Origin of the sequence: Streptomyces minutiscleroticus (genome assembly GCF_014650875.1) — a bacterium.
GTDB lineage: Bacteria > Actinomycetota > Actinomycetes > Streptomycetales > Streptomycetaceae > Streptomyces > Streptomyces minutiscleroticus.
Window position 1 is genome coordinate 95877 of the sequence record NZ_BMVU01000014.1, and the last position, 18648, is coordinate 114524.

At 73.8% G+C, this 18648-nt stretch carries 16 protein-coding genes and 1 pseudogene; 2 read left to right on the forward strand and 15 right to left on the reverse strand.

From position 1 onward, the window contains the following. Positions 1–35 precede the first annotated feature (35 nt). The 13 genes and pseudogenes from IE271_RS16575 to IE271_RS16630 all read right to left on the reverse strand — a co-directional run bounded on the left by IE271_RS16575 (position 36) and on the right by IE271_RS16630 (position 15073). Positions 36–335, reverse strand: coding sequence for a DUF6191 domain-containing protein (locus IE271_RS16575; protein WP_190191133.1), 300 nt, complete (start codon positions 333–335; stop codon positions 36–38). A gap of 98 nt (positions 336–433) precedes the next feature. After that, the gene (locus tag IE271_RS16580; protein WP_190191080.1) at positions 434–1054 is read right to left on the reverse strand and encodes a hypothetical protein; all 621 of its coding nucleotides are present in this window, start codon (positions 1052–1054) and stop codon (positions 434–436) included. 100 nt (positions 1055–1154) lie between these two features. Beyond that, positions 1155–1244: pseudogene (locus tag IE271_RS42040) on the reverse strand (GNAT family N-acetyltransferase); the annotation flags it as partial. 24 nt (positions 1245–1268) lie between these two features. Continuing rightward, the gene (locus IE271_RS16585; RefSeq protein ID WP_190191081.1) at positions 1269–3512 is read right to left on the reverse strand and encodes an MMPL family transporter; all 2244 of its coding nucleotides are present in this window, start codon (positions 3510–3512) and stop codon (positions 1269–1271) included. A gap of 301 nt (positions 3513–3813) precedes the next feature. Beyond that, the gene (gene gatB / locus IE271_RS16590; protein WP_190191130.1) at positions 3814–5328 is read right to left on the reverse strand and encodes an Asp-tRNA(Asn)/Glu-tRNA(Gln) amidotransferase subunit GatB; all 1515 of its coding nucleotides are present in this window, start codon (positions 5326–5328) and stop codon (positions 3814–3816) included. A gap of 13 nt (positions 5329–5341) precedes the next feature. Beyond that, positions 5342–5584 (reverse strand): hypothetical protein, encoded by a 243-nt coding sequence (locus IE271_RS16595; protein WP_190191082.1) that lies wholly within the window; start codon positions 5582–5584, stop codon positions 5342–5344. Continuing rightward, positions 5581–7074 (reverse strand): Asp-tRNA(Asn)/Glu-tRNA(Gln) amidotransferase subunit GatA, encoded by a 1494-nt coding sequence (gene gatA, locus IE271_RS16600; protein WP_190191083.1) that lies wholly within the window; start codon positions 7072–7074, stop codon positions 5581–5583. The genes IE271_RS16595 and gatA overlap by 4 nt, the downstream gene beginning before the upstream one ends. Positions 7075–7077: 3 nt before the next feature. Then, positions 7078–7374 (reverse strand): Asp-tRNA(Asn)/Glu-tRNA(Gln) amidotransferase subunit GatC, encoded by a 297-nt coding sequence (gatC, locus tag IE271_RS16605; protein WP_190191084.1) that lies wholly within the window; start codon positions 7372–7374, stop codon positions 7078–7080. A 604-nt stretch (positions 7375–7978) separates the two neighbouring features. Further along, complete coding sequence (locus IE271_RS16610; RefSeq protein ID WP_190191085.1) at positions 7979–10216, reverse strand: putative bifunctional diguanylate cyclase/phosphodiesterase; 2238 nt, start codon at positions 10214–10216, stop codon at positions 7979–7981. A 259-nt stretch (positions 10217–10475) separates the two neighbouring features. Beyond that, on the reverse strand, positions 10476–12668 hold the full coding sequence (gene ligA / locus IE271_RS16615; RefSeq protein WP_190191086.1) for an NAD-dependent DNA ligase LigA: 2193 nt from the start codon (positions 12666–12668) through the stop codon (positions 10476–10478). Between the two features lie 15 nt (positions 12669–12683). Further along, the gene (locus IE271_RS16620; protein WP_190191087.1) at positions 12684–13703 is read right to left on the reverse strand and encodes a methionine synthase; all 1020 of its coding nucleotides are present in this window, start codon (positions 13701–13703) and stop codon (positions 12684–12686) included. 124 nt (positions 13704–13827) lie between these two features. Next, positions 13828–14517, reverse strand: a complete 690-nt coding sequence (locus IE271_RS16625; protein ID WP_190191088.1) for an SDR family oxidoreductase — start codon at positions 14515–14517, stop codon at positions 13828–13830. A 16-nt stretch (positions 14518–14533) separates the two neighbouring features. After that, complete coding sequence (locus IE271_RS16630; RefSeq protein ID WP_190191089.1) at positions 14534–15073, reverse strand: LOG family protein; 540 nt, start codon at positions 15071–15073, stop codon at positions 14534–14536. A gap of 62 nt (positions 15074–15135) precedes the next feature. Between IE271_RS16630 and IE271_RS16635 the strand changes: the two genes are divergently transcribed. Continuing rightward, the gene (locus IE271_RS16635) at positions 15136–15459 is read left to right on the forward strand and encodes a DUF427 domain-containing protein (RefSeq protein ID WP_190191090.1); all 324 of its coding nucleotides are present in this window, start codon (positions 15136–15138) and stop codon (positions 15457–15459) included. 82 nt (positions 15460–15541) lie between these two features. Here IE271_RS16635 and mnmA read toward each other — a convergent pair whose 3' ends face one another. Next, the gene (gene mnmA / locus IE271_RS16640; RefSeq protein WP_190191091.1) at positions 15542–16672 is read right to left on the reverse strand and encodes a tRNA 2-thiouridine(34) synthase MnmA; all 1131 of its coding nucleotides are present in this window, start codon (positions 16670–16672) and stop codon (positions 15542–15544) included. Between the two features lie 60 nt (positions 16673–16732). On the opposite strand from mnmA, the gene IE271_RS16645 reads away from it, so the two are divergent. After that, positions 16733–17425, forward strand: a complete 693-nt coding sequence (locus IE271_RS16645) for an N-acetylmuramoyl-L-alanine amidase (protein WP_190191092.1) — start codon at positions 16733–16735, stop codon at positions 17423–17425. 47 nt (positions 17426–17472) lie between these two features. Here IE271_RS16645 and IE271_RS16650 read toward each other — a convergent pair whose 3' ends face one another. Continuing rightward, positions 17473–18642 (reverse strand): cysteine desulfurase family protein, encoded by a 1170-nt coding sequence (locus tag IE271_RS16650; RefSeq protein ID WP_190191093.1) that lies wholly within the window; start codon positions 18640–18642, stop codon positions 17473–17475. Between the last annotated feature and the right edge of the window lie 6 nt (positions 18643–18648).

Sequence of the window (18648 nt, forward strand, 5' to 3'; positions counted from 1 at the left end):
TCACGGCACTAGGGCCTGTGGGCCGGCCTCCGGGCCTACGGAGTCGGCTTCCGGCCGGGGCCGGTTCCTTCGGCCCCCGGCCGGGGGGCCGCCGTGTCGGCCTCCGGCAGGGGGCCGTTCCCCTCCGTCCCCGGTCGCGGGTCCGCGGGCGCGTCCTCGGGCGCGGGTCCCGGCTGTACCGGGAGGCGTACGACGACCTTGCCCGAGGACAGGTCTATCGGGCCCCGGCCGGGGTCGCCGTCGTTCAGGTCCACGCGGGTCAGCTCCAGGCGCCTGCGCTCGTCGTTCGTGTGCTTGCGTCCCGGTGCGAACAGCTCCTCGAACATGTTGAACACGGCGCCTCCCTCGGCCCGGAGTTCCCTCCAGCGTACGGCGGCCCGTACGGAAGAGGCCCCGGGCGGATCCGCCCGGGGCCTCTTCCGTGCACGGTGCCTCAGCCGGTGGAGGGCAGGCCGAGCAGGACGTCGGTGTACTTGAGGACCGAGAGCAGCAGGCCCACGACGCCGAGCACGACGCCCGCCCAGGCGACCGACTTGATCCAGGTCGGCTGCGGCGCGCCGGGGACCCCGAACGCGGGCCGGGCCAGCACGAACACGCCGACGATCAGCGCGGCGAGGGCGAACAGGCCGCCGACGAGGGCGGTGGCCTGCCAGGCGTCGCCGTAGACCTCCTGGACCTGCTTGGCGACGCTCGCCGACGACGAGGTCTCCAGCTGGCCGATCAGGGTCTCGCGGGCGGCGGCCACGGTCCCGACCCAGCTGCCGGTGAGGGAGACGACGCCCAGCCCGGCGGAGACGACGGCGCCCGCGCCCTGACCGGCCCCGGGCGTCTTCGCGGCCCCCGCGGTCTCCTCGGCGTGCTCGTCGCCGTCCTGCGCCACGGCCTCGGGGGCCGCGGCCCCGGTCACGGCCGCGTCCTGCGCCTCGGCCTCGGGCTGGGTGCCGGCTCCGGTGCCGGCCGGCTCCTCGGACTTGCTAGGTTCCACGGTTTCCTCGTCGCTCTTCGCCTCGGTGCCGGTGTCGGCACCGGCCTCGTCGTCTGTCTTGGTTCCCATGGTCCGCACCGTACGGACGGAGTCTGAGAGGTCCCTTAACGCCCGCCGCCCCGCGGCCGCTGCCGCCGGACGCCGTCGTCCGCCACCGGGTCCGGGGGATCGCGCGCGTACGTGCGGCCCGCCGTTCCGGTGCGAGCACCGACCATACTTCCATGTCGTGCCGTACGCCCCGGTAAGGGCGGCTCTCCCGTGCGGACGCGCGAATCTCCCGGCGTCACCCGCAGATGCCGCGCGCGTCCTCCTGCCGCTCCCCCACGAGCGCGTCCGCGGGCGCGTCCCCGCGCGCTCCGGGGATCGTCGCGTGCGCGGGGCGGTGCCCGGGCGGCTCGATGCTGATGCGCGGCAGGCGGCGGTCGAGCCACCGCGGCAGCCACCAGCTGGCGCCGCCCAGCAGGTGCATGAGGGCGGGGACGAGGAGGGTGCGCAGGACGAAGGCGTCGAGGGCGACCGCGGCGGCCAGCGCCGTGCCGAACATCGCGACGACCCGGTCGCCGCTGAGCACGAAGGCCAGGAACACCGAGATCATGATGACGGCGGCGGAGTTGATCACGCGGCTGGTCTCGGCGAGGCCGACGCGGACGGCGCGCCGGTTGTCGCCGGTCTCCAGCCACTCCTCGTACATCCGGCTGACCAGGAAGACCTGGTAGTCCATGGAGAGCCCGAAAAGCACCGAGACCATGATCACGGGCAGAAAGGGCTCGATCGGGCCCGCGCGGCCGAGGCCCAGGGGCCCGCTGCCCCAGCCCCACTGGAAGAGCACGACGACCACGCCGAACGCGGCGGCGACCGCGGCGACGTTCATCACCGCGGCCTTGACCGGGATGCCCACCGACCGGAACGCCAGCAGGAGCAGGACGCAGCCCAGGCCGATCACGACGCCCACGAAGAGGGGCAGCTCGCCGACGATGACGGCGGCGAAGTCGTCGTGTCCGGCGGTGACCCCGCCGACCTGCAGGTCGAGGGTGGTGCCGGCCTCCGCGCGCGGCAGCACCTCGGTCCGCAGCCGGTCGACGAGGGCGCTGGTCCGCTCGGACTGGGGCGAGGAGCCGGGCACGACGGTGAGGTGTGCGGTGCGGCCGGCGGGGCCGTACTCCACCGGCGTCACGGCGGCGACGCCCTCGGTGCTCCGCAGGGTGTCGCCGAGGGCGTCGAGCGCGACCCGGTCCTGGGCGTCGCCGACCCGGGTGACGAGGAGGAGCGGTCCGTTGACGCCGGGCCCGAAGTTCTCCGCGAGCAGGTCGTAGGCCTGCCGGGTGGTGGTGGACCCGGGGTCGTTGCCCTGGTCGGAGGTGCCCAGGCGCAGCGAGAGGGCGGGCAGGGCGAGCAGCACCATGACGGCGACGGCGACGGCGCCGAGGAGCTTGGGGCGGCGCTCGACGACGGCGGCCCAGCGGGCGGCGAAGCCGGTGGGCAGCTCCGGTTCGGGGCCGTGCTCGGCGAGTCGGCGGCGCTCGCGGCGGCTGAGCGCCCGCGGACCGGCCCAGGACAGCAGCGCGGGCAGCAGGGTCACGGAGGCGGCGACGGTGAGCAGCACGGTCAGGGACGCGGCGACCGCGACGCCGTCGAGGAAGCCCAGGCGCAGTATCAGCATCCCCAGGAGCGAGACGCACACGGTGACGCCCGCGAACACGACGGCCCGGCCGGTGGTGGCGACCGCGTTCCGCGCCGCCTCGGCGACGGTCAGGCCGCTCTTCAGGCCGCGCCGGTGCCGGGTGACGACGAACAGGGCGTAGTCGATGCCGACGCCGAGCCCGATCAGCATGCCGAGCATCGGGGCGAAGTCGGCGACGGTCATGGCGTGGCCGAGCAGCACGGTCCCGGCGTACGCGGTGCCGACGCCGACCAGGGCCGTCGCGATGGGCAGCAGCGCGGCGACGAGCGAGCCGAAGGCGAGGAACAGCACGACGGCGGAGACGAGCACGCCGACGATCTCGGCGGTGTGCCCGCCGGAGGTCTGGGTGAGCGCGACGGCGCCGCCGCCCAGCTCCACCCGGAGGCCGTCGCCGCGGGCCGCCGCGGCGGTGTCGGCCACCGCCCGCGCGTCGCGCGCGTCGACGCCTCCGACCGGGTCGTCGAAGGTCACGACCGCGTACGCGGTGCGTCCGTCGTCGCTGACCCGCCCGGCGGCCTGCTCCCCGTAGGGGCTGTCGACCGCGGCCACGCCGGGCAGTCCGGCGATCTCGTCCAGGGTGCGGTTCATCGTCTGCTCGACGTCGGCGGCGCGGACCGTGCCCCGCTCGGTGTGCCAGACGACGGTGGCGCTGTCGCCTCCCCGGCCGGGGGATGCCTCGGCGAGCAGGGCGGTGGCGCGGTCGGACTCGGTGCCGTTCGCCTCGTAGGAGGCGGTGTACGCCACCCCGGCGACGGCCGCCGCGGCACCGGTGCCGCCGAGGACGCCCAGCCAGAGCAGGACGGTGACGAGGCGGTGCCTGACGCACCAGCGCGCGAGGGCGGCCACGGACGTGCTCCCCGGGGGTCTTGTGGATCTTCATCGGGAACGCCCCGCAAAGAACACATGAGCGATGTCCGCCACTCTCGCAGCAGAAATAGATCATTTGTGGCTTTCGTGGGCCTGCTCACACGGGTACGGGCCGCATGTCGCACGGCCCGTCCGTGACCCCCGCCGCACCGCCCGGCGCCGGCAGGCATACCGAAGCCGGCAGACATGCCGAAGGGGGTGCACCGGAACCGATGCACCCCCGACGCCGTACGGCGGGCCGGGTCCCCCTCCTCCTCGAGGACGGGAACCGAAGGCCGTCTCAGCCCTCGACGCCCAGCTTCTCCAGGATGAGCTCCTTGACGCGGGCCGCGTCGGCCTGGCCGCGGGTGGCCTTCATGACCGCGCCGACCAGGGCGCCGGCCGCGGCCACCTTGCCGCCGCGGATCTTGTCCGCGACGCCCGGGTTGCCGGCGATGGCCTCGTCGACGGCGGCGCCGAGCGCGGAGTCGTCGGAGACGACCTTCAGGCCGCGCTTGTCGACCACCTCGTCGGGCGTGCCCTCGCCCGCGAGGACGCCCTCGATGACCTGACGGGCCAGCTTGTCGTTGAGGTCGCCGGAGGCGACGAGCTCGGTGACGCGGGCGACCTGCGCCGGGGTGATGGGCAGCTCGTCCAGCGCGCGGCCGGTCTCGTTGGCGTTGCGCGCCAGCTCGCCCATCCACCACTTGCGGGCCTGGTCGGCGGGGGCACCGGCCTCGATCGTGGCGACGATCGGGTCGATGGCCCCGGCGTTCAGGATCGACTGCATGTCGTGCGCCGTGACGCCCCACTCCTCGCGGAGGCGGTTGCGGCGGGCCAGCGGCGGCTCTGGCAGAGAGGCGCGCAGCTCCTCGACCCACTCGCGCGAGGGCGCGACCGGCACGAGGTCGGGCTCCGGGAAGTACCGGTAGTCCTCGGCCTCCTCCTTCACGCGGCCCGAGGTCGTCGACCCCGTGTCCTCGTGGAAGTGGCGGGTCTCCTGGACGATGGTGCCGCCCGAGGACAGCACCGCGGCGTGCCGCTGGATCTCGAAGCGGGCCGCGCGCTCCACGGACCGCAGCGAGTTGACGTTCTTCGTCTCCGAGCGCGTGCCGAACTTCTCGGCGCCCTTGGGCATCAGCGAGAGGTTCACGTCGCAGCGCATCTGGCCCATCTCCATGCGGGCCTCGGAGACGCCGAGCGCCCGGATCAGCTCACGCAGCTCGGCGACGTAGGCGCGGGCCACCTCGGGGGCGCGCTCGCCGGCGCCGACGATCGGCTTGGTGACGATCTCGATGAGCGGGATGCCGGCGCGGTTGTAGTCGAGCAGGGAGTGGGACGCGCCGTGGATACGGCCGGTGGCGCCGCCGACGTGCGTCGACTTGCCGGTGTCCTCCTCCATGTGGGCGCGCTCGATCTCCACGCGGAAGACCTCGCCGTCCTCCAGCTGGACGTCCAGGTAGCCGTTGAAGGCGATCGGCTCGTCGTACTGGGAGGTCTGGAAGTTCTTCGGCATGTCCGGATAGAAGTAGTTCTTCCGGGCGAAGCGGCACCACTCGGCGATCTCGCAGTGCAGCGCGAGACCGATCTTGATCGCGGACTCGACGCCGGTCGCGTTCACGACCGGCAGCGCGCCGGGCAGGCCGAGGCAGGTGGGGCAGGTCTGCGAGTTGGGCTCGGCGCCCAGGGCGGTGGAGCACCCGCAGAACATCTTGGTCGCGGTGCCGAGCTCGACATGGACCTCCAGGCCCATGACGGGGTCGTAGGACGCGAGGGCGTCCTCGTACGACACCAGGTCGTCAGTGACGGTCACGATGAAACTTTCCCTCTCAGCCCAGCAGGACGTCTTCGTCGCCCAGGCGCTTGAGCTCCCGGTAGAGGATGGCCAGGCCGGTGACGATGCCGACGGCGGACACGGCGGCGTCGACGAGGCGCAGCGTGTCGCCGTCCGAGCGGGCCAGCCTGGCCTGCTTGGCGACGCTGATCACGCCGAAGGCCGTGCTGGCCATCGACACGTACAGGCCGGTCTTGGACTTCTTGAAGTTCTTCGCCTTGTTGGCCACGGAACTCACAGCGACGGAGCCTCCTCGATGAGCGGGTGACCCCAGCGTTCCACGAAGGCGGCCTCGACGGCGGCACCGACCTTGTAGAGGCGGTCGTCCTGCATGGCCGGGGCGATGATCTGCAGGCCCACCGGGAGTCCGTCCTCCGGCGCGAGGCCGCAGGGCAGGGACATCGCGGCGTTGCCGGCGAGGTTGGTGGGGATGGTGCACAGGTCCGCGAGGTACATCGCCATCGGGTCGTCGGCGCGCTCGCCGATCGCGAAGGCGGTGGTCGGCGTGGTCGGCGAGACGATGACGTCGACCTGCTCGAAGGCCTTCTCGAAGTCCCGCGTGATGAGCGTGCGGACCTTCTGCGCCGAGCCGTAGTACGCTTCGTAGTAGCCGGAGCTGAGCGCGTACGTGCCGAGCATGATGCGGCGCTTGACCTCGTCGCCGAAGCCGGCCTCGCGGGTGAGGGCGGTGACCTCCTCGGCGGAGCGCGTGCCGTCGTCGCCGGTGCGCAGGCCGTAGCGCAGGCCGTCGAACCGGGCGAGGTTGGAGGAGCACTCCGACGGCGCGATCAGGTAGTACGCCGACAGGGCCAGGTCGAAGGACGGGCAGTCCAGCTCGACGACCTCGGCGCCCAGCTCCTTCAGCAGCTCGACGGACTCGTCGAAGCGCTGCAGGACGCCGGCCTGGTAGCCCTCGCCGCGGAACTGCTTGACGACGCCGACGCGCATGCCCTGGACCGAGCCGTTGCGCGCCGCCTCGACGACCGGCGGGACCGGCGCGTCGATGGACGTCGAGTCCAGCGGGTCGTGCCCGGCGATGACCTCGTGCAGCAGGGCCGCGTCCAGGACCGTGCGGGCGCAGGGGCCGCCCTGGTCCAGCGAGCTGGAGAAGGCGACCATGCCGTACCGCGAGACGGCGCCGTACGTCGGCTTCACGCCGACCGTGCCGGTGACGGCGGCGGGCTGGCGGATGGAGCCGCCGGTGTCGGTGCCGATGGCGAGGGGCGCCTGGAAGGAGGCGAGGGCGGCGCTGGAGCCGCCGCCGGAGCCGCCGGGGATCTTCGTGAGGTCCCAGGGGTTGCCGGTCGGGCCGTAGGCGCTGTTCTCGGTGGAGGACCCCATGGCGAACTCGTCCATGTTGGTCTTGCCGAGGATGACGACGTCGGCGGCCTTGAGCCGCTTGGTGAGCGTCGCGTCGTACGGCGGGATCCAGCCTTCGAGGATCTTGGAGCCGACGGTGGTCGGCACGCCCTCGGTGGTGAAGATGTCCTTCAGCGCGAGCGGCACGCCGGCGAGCGGGCCGAGCTTCTCGCCCCGGGCCCGCTTGTCGTCGACGGCGCGGGCCTGCGCGAGGGCGCCCTCGCGGTCGACGTGCAGGAAGGCGTGCACCTTCTCGTCGACGGCCTCGATCCGGGCCAGGTGCGCCTCGGTGACCTCGACGGCGGTGAGCTCGCCCTTGGCGATCCGCTCCGCGGTCTCGGCCGCGGTGAGCTTGACGATGTCCGTCACGGCTTACTCCTCCCCCAGGATCTGCGGCACCTTGAAACGCTGCTGCTCCTGTGCCGGGGCGCCGGAGAGCGCCTGCTCGGGGGTGAGCGACGGACGGACCTCGTCCGGCCGCATGACGTTCGTCAGCGGCAGCGGGTGGGAGGTCGGCGGTACGTCTTGGTCGGCGACCTCGCTGACGCGGGCCACCGCGCCGATGATGTCGTCGAGCTGGCCGGCGAAGTGGTCGAGCTCTTCGCCCTTCAGCTCCAGACGCGCCAGCCGGGCGAGGTGGGCGACCTCCTCGCGCGTGATGCCAGGCATGCAGCGATCCTTCAGGGGGTGAGTGTGTGTGGTTTGCGCCCAATCCTATGGCGCCGGTACGAGTGCTGGCGCCCGGGTTTCCCGGCACGACGGACGGGGCGCCCCGCCGCCGGGGGCGACGGGGCCGGGACGCGGCGACCGCGCGGGCCGCGCAGGCGGCTGACCTCGGACGGGGCACCACGGGCGGGGCGCCCCCGGAGGCGGCCCCCTGTCATGGGACAACGGCCACGGGACGCACCGCCCGCGTCCACCGGCCGAGGGCGGCCGCCCTCGGCCGGTGCGGCGGGCCCGGAGCCCTTCACCGGAGCCGGCGGGCCGGCGGGCCCCTGTCCGAGGCGGCGGACACCCGGCCCGGTCGTCACGGGCGGGAACGGCAGACCCCGACACGCCACGCCGAGGCGGCGGACGCCCGGCCCGGTCGTCAGGGCCCGGAACGGCAGGTCCCGATGTGCCGCGCCGGGCGGCGGGTCGGGGGCCTGCCGCCGGGCCCGGCGGGCCGGCGGGTCCGTGTCCCGGTGCCGGGCCCGGCGGGCTCCGGCGGGCTGTCCGGGCCGGCGGTCCGGAACCCCTCGTGCCGCGGATCCGGCGGGCCGCCGGGTCCGGGTCAGTTGATGACGCGGCCCGGCTCGTCCGCCGTCGCCGCCGGGAGGGCGGCGGCGGGCCGCTGCCAGCCGCGGGACCCGCGGGCGCGCAGCCACGCCGTCGTCTCGTCCGACGGCATCGCGGCGGCGACCAGCCACCCCTGGACCGCGTCGCAGCCGAGGTCGCGCAGCCGCTCCCAGGTCTCGTCGTCCTCGACGCCCTCGGCGACGACGAGGAGGCCCAGCGAGTGCGCCAGGTCCACCGTGCACCGCACGATCTCCGCGTCCTCCGTGTCCACGGCGAGCCGTGCCACGAAGGACCGGTCGATCTTCAGCTCGCTCACCGGCAGCCGCCGCAGGTGCACCAGCGACGAGTAGCCGGTGCCGAAGTCGTCGAGCGACATCTTCACGCCGTGCCCGGTCAGGCCGGCCAGGGTGTCCGCGGCGCGCTGCGGGTCCTCGAGGAGCACGTGCTCGGTTATCTCCAGCTGCAGCGCCCCCGCCGGGACCCCGTGCCGGGCGAGCCGCGCGGCCACCGACCCGGCGAAGCCGGGGGTGTGCACGTCGCGCGGCGAGACGTTCACCGCGACCGGCACGTGCAGCCCCTGCGCCCGCCAGTGCGCGACCTGCCCGAGCGCCTTCTCCAGCACGTACTCGGTGAGGTGCGGCATCAGCCCGGACGACTCGGCGATCGCTATGAACTCGTCCGGCGGCACCTTCCCGCGCTCGGGGTGCACCCACCGCACCAGCGCCTCCAGGCCCGCCACCTGCCCGTCGAAGCGGACCTTGGGCTGGTAGTGCAGCTCCACCTCGCCGGCGTCCAGGGCCCGGCGCAGATCGCCCAGCAGGCCGAGCCGGTCGGGGGTGTTGGAGTCCCGCTTGGACTCGTACACCTCCACGCCCGTGCGGTCCCGCTTCGCCTGGTACATCGCGACGTCCGCGCGCCGCAGCAGCCCCTCCGCGTCGAGCGCGTGCTCGGGGTAGACGGCGACGCCCGCGCTGGCCTCCAGGACCAGGGTCAGCCCGTCCAGGTCGAGGGGCGAGCCGAGCGCCGCGACGAGATTGCGCGCGACCCGGATGGCCGACGTGGTGGAGTCCGCGATCGGCAGCAGCACCGCGAACTCGTCCCCGCCCAGCCGCGCGGCCTCCGCCCCGCGCGGCAGCGCCACCCGCAGCCGGTCGGCTATCTGGAGCAGCAGCCGGTCACCGGCGAGGTGCCCCAGCGTGTCGTTCACCGAGCGGAAGCGGTCGAGGTCGATCAGCATCAGGGCCGACCGCGCCCCGATCCGCTCGGCGTCGTCCAGGGCCGTCCAGGTGCGGTCCAGCAGCCACTGGCGGTTGGGGAGCCCGGTGAGCGGGTCGCGCAGCTGCTCCTCGGCGCGGGCGCGGGCGATCCGCAGGGTGGAGTCCAGCGCGATGAGCGGGATCGAGAAGAGCGGCAGCAGGATGGGCGCCGTCGTGGCGACGACGCAGATCAGGGGGGCGATGCCGAGCAGCGCGACGGCCACGAGTCCATGCCGGACCAGGGCGGTGCGGGCGACGGCCGGCAGGCCGCCCCGGCGCGGCGCGCTGAGGTACCAGTGCAGGGCGCGCGGGACCACGAGGTAGGCCGCCGCGACGAGCACCACTTCGAGCGCCGTGTAGAGGGTCCAGCTCTCGGGGTTCCAGGGCCGCTCCACGCTGGGGACGCGGCCGAACGCGGCGAGGACCAGCGCGCCGGCGCCCGTGCCGAGGATGTCGGCGGCGCCGTGCAGCGTCGCCTGGCGCCACCGGTTGCGGCGGGCCGCGGCGACGAGCACGACGACGGTGAGGCTGACCATGCCGGCCGGCACCCAGCCGTACAGCAGCAGGACGGCGAGGGTGAGGGCGCCGCCGGAGCCGGTGGCGCCCCACCAGCGGGCGCGGCCGAGCGCGACCAGGTGGCCGACGATGACGCCGGTCAGCACGGCCAGGGACCAGCCGACGGTGCCGGACGGGAAGAGCGCGTGGTGACCGGCGAACGCCCGGTAGAAGCCGGCGCCGAGGACGAGCGCGGCCGCGGCGGCGACCACCGCGGGCAGCACCGGCAACGGCGTGTTCCGCTCCTGTTCGTGCCCCTGCAGGGCGGTGCCGGGCGGCACCCGGGACGCGGTGCCGCGCCCCCGTCCGGTCCCGGCGCCCGGACGCTTCGGCGGCCGTGTCCGGCCGCCGCTCCACCACGTCCCCGGAGCCCGGCGCAGGCGCAGCCGGGAGTCCGGGGCGGCGCTCTCGGTCGGTTCCATTCCCGTCCCTCTCACAGCCGGCGGTGCCCACGCCACACGGCCCGGTGCCCGAACGAACCCTCGGCGGACCACGTCTGAAAACTTTCCCCCGGCTCTTTGCCGAGCAGGAGATGCCCCGACCGCAGCTGGGCACGGCAGGCGCACTTCTCAACAGTAGGCCGCAGAAGGCTTCCACGGGCAGCGGTCGTCCACGGTTGCCCGAATGCGACCCGGCCACCCGTATGCCTCTGGTATGCGCCGAACGGGTGGCCTTCAACCGCTACTCCCCGGTCGGAAGTGCGACTTCCGCGGCCGCTTCCGGCCCCTGTTCGAGCAGCACGGCGAAACCCCCCTCGTTCAGCACCGGCACCTTCAGCTGCACGGCCTTGTCGTACTTCGAACCCGGATTGTCACCCACCACCACGAAGGATGTCTTCTTCGAAACGGAACCGGCCACCTTCGCACCCCGGCTCTGCAGCGCCTCCTTCGCCCCGTCTCTGGTGTGCTGTTCGAGTGTCCCGGTGACCACGACGGTGAGTCCTTCGAGCGGGCGCGGCCCCTCGTCCTCGCCGGAGCCCTCCTCCTCCAGCCGGACGCCGGCGGCCTTCCACTTGCGGATGATCTCGCGGTGCCAGTCCTCGGCGAACCACTGCTTGAGCGCGGCGGCGATGGTCGGCCCGACGCCGTCCGTGGTGGCCAGCTCCTCCTCGCTCGCCTGCTCGATGCGGTCGATGGAGCGGAACTCGCGGGCGAGCGCCCGGGCGGCGACCGGGCCGACGTGGCGGATGGAGAGCCCGTTGAGGAAGCGGGCCAGGGGGCGGTCCTTGGCCGCCTCGATGTTCTGCAACAGGGCCAGCGCGTTCTTCTTCGGCTCGCCCTTCTGGTTGGCGAAGACCGTGGCGATCTTCTCCTCGCCGGTCTTCGGGTCGCGCTTGGGCAGGCCGCTGTCGGGGTCCAGGACGTACGCCCTGATGGGGAGCAGCTTCTCCACGGTGAGGTCGAACAGGTCGCCCTCGTCGACGAGCGGCGGGTCGGCGGGCTCCAGGGGGCGGGTCAGCGCGGCCGCCGCGACGTCGCCGAAGTGCTCGATGTCGAGGCACTCCCGGCCCGCGAGGTAGGCGAGCCGGCCCCGCAACTGCGCCGGGCACGCACGGGCGTTGGGGCAGCGCAGGTCGACGTCGCCCTCCTTGGCGGGCTTGAGCGGGGTGCCGCACTCGGGGCACTTCGACGGCATCACGAACGCGTGTTCGCTGCCGTCGCGCAGGTCGGCGACCGGCCCGAGGATCTCCGGGATGACGTCGCCGGCCTTGCGCAGCACCACCGTGTCGCCGATGAGGACGCCCTTGGCCTTGACCACGTCCTGGTTGTGCAGCGTGGCGAACTCCACCTCGGAACCGGCCACCGTGACCGGCTCGACCTGGGCGAACGGCGTGACGCGACCGGTGCGGCCGACGGCCACCTTGATGTCGACGAGCTTGGTGTTGACCTCCTCCGGGGCGTACTTGTAGGCGATCGCCCACCGCGGCGCGCGGGCCGTGGAGCCGAGCCGGCCCTGGAGGCGGATCTCGTCGAGCTTGACGACCACGCCGTCGATCTCGTGCTCCACGGAGTGCCGGTGCTCGCCGTAGTGCTCGATGAACTTCCGCACCCCGTCGAGGCCGTCCACCACCCTGTTGTGCCGGGAGGTCGGCAGGCCCCACTCGTGCAGCAGCTCGTACGCCTGCGACAGCCGGTCGATGGCGAAGCCCTCGCGGGCGCCGATGCCGTGGACCACCATGTGCAGCGGGCGGGTGGCGGTCACGCGCGGGTCCTTCTGGCGCAGCGACCCCGCCGCCGCGTTGCGCGGGTTGGCGAAGGGCTTGTCGCCGGCCTCCACCAGGCGGGCGTTGAGCTCCTCGAACTTCTCCATCGGGAAGTAGACCTCGCCGCGGATCTCCACCAGGGAGGGGACGCGGTCGCCCCGGAGCCGCTCCGGGATCTCGGCGATCGTACGGACGTTCGGCGTGATGTCCTCGCCCGTACGGCCGTCGCCGCGGGTCGCCGCGCGCGTGAGGCGGCCGTTCTCGTAGGTGAGGTTCACCGCGAGGCCGTCGACCTTGAGCTCGCACAGGAAGTGGTACTCCTGCGTGCCCAGCTCCTTCGCGACGCGGTCGGCCCAGGCGGCCAGCTCGTCGTCGTTGAAGGTGTTGTCCAGGGACAGCATGCGCTCGCGGTGCCGGACCGCCGTGAACTCCGTCTCGTACGCCCCCGCGACCTTCTGGGTCGGCGAGTCGGGCGTGCGCAGCTCCGGGTACTCCTCCTCCAGCGCCTCCAGCGAGCGCAGGAGCTGGTCGAAGTCCGCGTCGCTGATGACGGGGGCGTCCTTCACGTAGTACCGGAAGCGGTGCTCCTCGACCTGCTCGGCGAGGCGTACGTGCTTCTGCCGCGCCTCGGCGGGTACCGCTGTGGACTCCGCTTGCTTGTCGCCGGCCACCGTGTTGTCCTCCCGTCACTCAGGGTCGTCCGCGAGGGACCTCGCCGCCCGGACGCAGTGGGCGAGCGCCTTGCGCGCGTACGCGGGAGAGGCTCCCGCGAGCCCGCACGCCGGAGTGACCGTGACCGCCTCCGCGAGGAGTCCCGGATGCAGTCCCAGCCTGCGCCACAGCGTCCTGACCCCCATGACGCTACCGGCAGCGTCGGACAACTCGGCGTCCGTGCCCGGCACGACACCGGCGAAGAGTCGCGTGCCCGCCTCCACGGCCTCCCCGACCGCCTCGTCGTCACGCTCCGTGAGCAGCGAGAAGTCGAAGGAGATCCCCGCCGCGCCGGCCCGGCGCAGCAGCGCGAACGGTACGTCGGGGGCGCACGAGTGGACCACGACGGGCCCGTCCCCGTTGACGGCGACGAGGTCGCGCAGCGCGGCCTCGGCGACCTGCCGGTCCACGGCCCGGTGCGTCCGGTAGCCGCTGGCGGTGCGCACCCGCCCGCGCAGGACGGCGGTCAGGGACGGCTCGTCGAGCTGGAGGACGACCTCCGCGCCCGGCACGCGCCGCCGCACCTCGTCGAGGTGCAGCCGCAGGCCCTCGGCGAGCGACCCGGCCAGGTCCCGGCACGCGCCGGGGTCCGACAGCGCCGCCTCGCCGTTCTTCAGCTCCAGGGCGGCGGCCAGCGTCCAGGGCCCCACGGCCTGCACCTTCAGCGGCCCCTCGTAGCCCTGGGTGAACTCCTCCAGGGCGTCGAGGTCCTCGCCGAGCCAGGACCGGGCCCGCCGGGTGTCCCGGCCGGGCCGGTCCCCGATGCGCCAGCCGCTGGGCTCCACGCGCGCGTACAGCTCGACGAGCATCCCGGCCGTCCGCCCGATCATGTCGGCGCCCGGTCCCCGGGCGGGCAGCTCCGGCAGGTGCGGGAAGTGCTCGAAGGACCCGGTCACGGTCTTGGCGGCCTCGCGCGCGTCGCCGCCCGGCAGGGATCCGACCCCGGTCGCGGGCCCGAACCCGGTCCCGCTCCTGGTCTCGCTGTTTTCGCTCACCGGGGAAGCCTACGGAATCCCCGCCCGGCGGACACGCGGTGCCCACCGGAAACGGACGACGGGCGGCGGCCGCGCCGGCGCGGCCGCCGCCTCCGCGGAGCCGCCCGCCGCGCCGCCGGCCCGGCTAACGCCCCGGACGCACCGTCAGGTCGTTGACCTCGGCGTCCCGCGGCAGGTCGAGGGCCATGAGGACGGTCGTGGCGACCGACTCGGGGTCGATCCACCTGCTCTCGTCGTACGGCTTGCCCTCCTGCTGGTGCACCTTGGCCTGCATGGGGCTGGCCGTGCGGCCCGGGTAGACCGAGGTGACCCGGACGCCGTTGCCGTGCTCCTCCTCGCGCAGGGCGTCGGCCAGCGCCTTCAGGCCGTGCTTGGAGGCGGCGTACGCGGACCAGCCGGCGTGGGCGCCGAGGCCGGAACCGGAGTTGACGAACACCACCTGTCCCCGGGTGACGCGCAGCTGCGGCAGGAAGAGGCGGGTCAGCTCGGCGGGCGCGATCAGGTTGACGTCGAGCTGGTGGCGCCAGGACTTGGGGGTCAGCTCTCCCACCGGGCCGAGGTCCACGACGCCCGCGACGTGCAGCAGGGAGTCGACCCGGTCGGGCAGCGTCTGGTGCGAGAACGCCCAGGAGAGCCGTTCCGGCTCGGACAGGTCGCCGACCAGCGTCCTCGCGCCGGGGAAGGCGGCAGCCAGCTCCTTGGCGCGGCCCGCGTCGCGGGCGTGGAGCACGAGGTCGTCCCCGCGCGCGTGGAGGCGGCGGGCGACGGCCGCGCCGATGCCGGACCCGGCCCCGGTGATCACATGTGTAGCCATGACCGCCATGCTCGCATCACTGCGTGCCGAGCGACTCCTCGAGGTAGGCCAGCGCCCCGACCGGCTCCTCCGCGAAGAACACCAGGTCGGTGAGGGGCACCGGCAGGAAGCCCTCGTCGTCCATGCGCCGGAACTGCTCCTTGAGGCCGTCGTAGAAGCCCGCCGTGTTGAGCAGCACCACCGGCTTGGCGGTGTGGCCGTGCTTCTTCAGCTCCAGGATCTCGGTGGCCTCGTCGAGCGTACCGGTGCCGCCGACCATGATCACCACGGCGTCGGCCTTCTCCAGGAGCAGCGCCTTGCGCTCGGCCAGGTCGCGCGCGACGACCATCTCGTCCGTGCCCGGCCGCGCCTTGGCCGACAGGAACTCCACGGAGACGCCCACCAGCCGTCCCCCCGCCTCCTGCACGCCGTCGGCGACGACCTTCATCAGGCCGACGTCGGAGCCGCCCCACACCAGGGTGTGGCCGCCCTTGCCGAGGAGCTCGGCGAACTCGCGGGCGGGCCGGGTGTAGCGCTCGTCGAGGTCGGCGGCGGAGAGGAAGACGCAGATGTTCATGCGCCTACGGTACGAGTCCGCGGGCGGGGAAGAACCCCGGCCCTCCCGGCGCTGTCCCTCGTATGGCCAAGGGACACGAGATCACGATCGAGCGGGGCACCGAGCACGTCCGCGTGGTGCGCGGCGGACAGGTCCTCGCGGACAGCACGCGCCCGCTGCTGCTGCGCGAGACGGGCCTGCCCGTGCGCTACTACCTCCCGCCGGAGGACGTACGGACGGACCTGCTGACGCCCTCGCGGACGCACACGCACTGCCCCTTCAAGGGCGACGCCTCCTACTGGTCGCTCCCGGACGCCCCGGACCTCGTCTGGGCCTATCCGGAGCCGAAGCCGGAGGTCGCCGAGATCAAGGACCACTTCTGCTTCTACGAGGTGGAGGTGGTCTGAGGCCCGTTGCCGGGGAGTTCCGCCGCCTGGGAGGCGGGACTCCCCTGCGGGTCCGGGAGCGCCGCGGCCGGCCGGGACCGGCTCAGGCCACCGCCGTCCGCGCGCGCGTGGTCGACGCGATCGTCGCCGAGCCCACCACGCGCGTGCCGTCGTACAGCACGACCGCCTGGCCGGGGGCGACGCCGCGCACGGGCTCCTCGAAGGTCACCAGCAGTTCGTCCCCGGCGGGTTCGGCCCTCACGGTGGTCTCGCCGCCGTGCGCGCGCAGCTGGGCGGTGTAGGTGCCGGGGCCCGACGGGGCGGCGCCGCACCAGCGGGGCCTGACCGCGGTCAGGGCGGTTACGTCCAGGGCCTCCACGGGGCCCACCGTCACGGTGTTGTCCACCGGCGAGATGTCCAGGACGTAGCGCGGCTTGCCGTCGGCGGCCGGGGTGCCGATGCGCAGCCCCTTGCGCTGGCCGATCGTGAAGCCGTACGCACCCTCGTGCGTGCCCAGCTTCGCGCCGGACTCGTCCACGATGTCGCCCTCGGCGCGGCCCAGGCGGTTCGCGAGGAAGCCCTGGGTGTCGCCGTCGGCGATGAAGCAGATGTCGTGGCTGTCGGGCTTCTTGGCGACCGCGAGGCCGCGGCGCTCGGCCTCGGCGCGGATCTCGTCCTTGGTGGTGACCGTGTCGCCGAGCGGGAACAGGGCGTGCGCGAGCTGCCGGTCGTCCAGGACACCGAGCACGTACGACTGGTCCTTGGCCAGGTCCGAGGCGCGGTGCAGCTCGCGCGTGCCGTCCTCGTTCACGATCACCTTGGCGTAGTGGCCGGTGCAGACGGCGTCGAAGCCCAGGGCCAGCGCCTTGTCGAGCAGCGCCGCGAATTTGATCTTCTCGTTGCAGCGCAGGCAGGGATTGGGCGTGCGCCCCGCCTCGTACTCGGCGACGAAGTCCTCCACGACGTCCTCGCGGAAGCGCTCGGCGAGGTCCCAGACGTAGAACGGGATGCCGATGACGTCGGCGGCGCGGCGGGCGTCGCGCGAGTCCTCGATGGTGCAGCAGCCGCGCGCGCCCGTGCGGAACGACTGCGGGTTCGCCGAGAGTGCGAGGTGCACACCGGTCACGTCGTGCCCCGCTTCCGCGGCGCGGGCGGCTGCGACGGCGGAGTCCACGCCGCCGGACATGGCGGCCAGGACGCGGAGGGGGCGAGGGCGCTGCGAGGTCTGAGTCATAGCCCCTCAAGAGTACGGGGCCGCGGGAACCGGCATCCGCCCGTATCCGTTCTCGATCACATGGGCGCGAGGAAGAAGGACTCCGACCGGCGCATCGGGAGACGGGCGCTGCTGATCGGCACGGCGGCGGCCGCCGTCGGCACGGCCGCGCTCGCGCGCGACGAGCTGGGCCGCCTGTGGTGGCGCGTGCCGGGCGTGGAGAAGCCGCGCAAGGAGGGCGAGGTCGACTACGCGGGCGCGCACTGGGTGGCGGCCTCGGCGGCGAACTGGCGGCGGGCGGACAGACCCGACGACTACGGCATAGACAAGGTGGTCGTCCACGTCACCCAGGGCAGCTTCGACAGCGCGGTGAAGGTCTTCCAGGACCCCGCGCACGGCGCGGCCTCGCACTACGTCGTCCGCAAGGACGGGCACGTCACGCAGATGATCCGCGAGCTGGACGTGGCGTACCACGCCGGCAACCGCACGTACAACGAACACAGCGTCGGCATCGAGCACGAGGGCTTCGTCGACGACCCGTCGTCCTTCACCGACGCGATGTACGAGGCGTCGGCCCGGCTCACGGCCGGGATCTGCGCCCGCTACGGCATCCCCGTGGACCGCGAGCACATCATCGGGCACGTGGAGGTACCGGGCACCGACCACACCGACCCCGGCCCGCACTGGGACTGGGACCGGTACATACCGCTGGTGCGGCGGGCCCGGACCGCCGCGACGCGCGGCCCGTCGCCCTCCGCCTCCGCCTCCGCGTGAGCCGGTCCCCCCGCCTGCGCCCGTCCGGCGCCCTCGCCCGAGCCGTCTCAGACGAGGCCCGCGGTGCGGGCCCGCTCCACCGCGGGGCCGATCGCCCGGGCGACCTCCTCCACGTCGGCCGCCGTGGAGGTGTGGCCGAGGGAGAAGCGCAGGGTGCCGCGGGCCAGGTCCGGATCGGTGCCGGTGGCGAGCAGGACGTGGCTGGGCTGGGCGACGCCCGCGGTGCACGCCGAGCCCGTCGAGCACTCGATGCCCTGGGCGTCCAGGAGCAGCAGGAGCGAGTCGCCCTCGCAGCCGGGGAAGGTGAAGTGCGCGTTGGCCGGGAGGCGTCCGCCCTCGGCCGGGTCACCGCCGAGGATCGCGTCGGGCACCGCCTTGCGGACGGCGTCGACCAGGTCGTCGCGCAGCGCCCCGACCTCCCGCGCGAACCGCTCGCAGTGCTCGGCGGCGTGCCGCCCCGCGACGGCGAACGAGGCGATCGCGGGCACGTCGAGGGTGCCGGAGCGGACGTGGCGCTCCTGGCCGCCGCCGTGCAGCACCGGCACGGGCCCGTACTCGCGGCCCAGCACCAGCGCGCCGATGCCGTACGGGCCGCCGACCTTGTGGGCGGAGACGGTCATCGCGGCGAGCCCGGAGGCACCGAAGCCGACGGGGACCTGACCGAAGGCCTGCACGGCGTCGGCGTGCAGGGGGACGCCGAACTCGGCGGCGACGTCGGCGAGTTCGCGCACCGGCATGACCGTGCCGATCTCGTTGTTGGCCCACATCACCGTGGCCAGCGCGACGTCGTCGGGATTGCGCGCGACGGCCTCGCGCAGCGCCTCGGGGTGGACCCGGCCGTACGCGTCGACCGGCAGGTACTCGACGGTGGCGCCCTCGTGCTCGCCGAGCCAGTGGACGGCGTCGAGGACGGCGTGGTGCTCGACGGGGCTGGCCAGGACCCGGGTGCGGGCGGGGTCGGCGTCGCGGCGCGCCCAGTACAGGCCCTTGACGGCGAGGTTGTCGGCCTCGGTGCCGCCGGAGGTGAACACCACCTCGCTGGGGCGGGCGCCCAGGGCTTCGGCCAGGGTCTCCCGCGACTCCTCGACGGTGCGCCGGGCCCTGCGGCCGGCGGCGTGCAGGGAGGACGCGTTGCCGGTGACGGTCAGCTGGGCGGTCATGGCCTCGACCGCCTCCGGGAGCATGGGGGTGGTCGCGGCGTGATCGAGGTATGCCATGGTGGG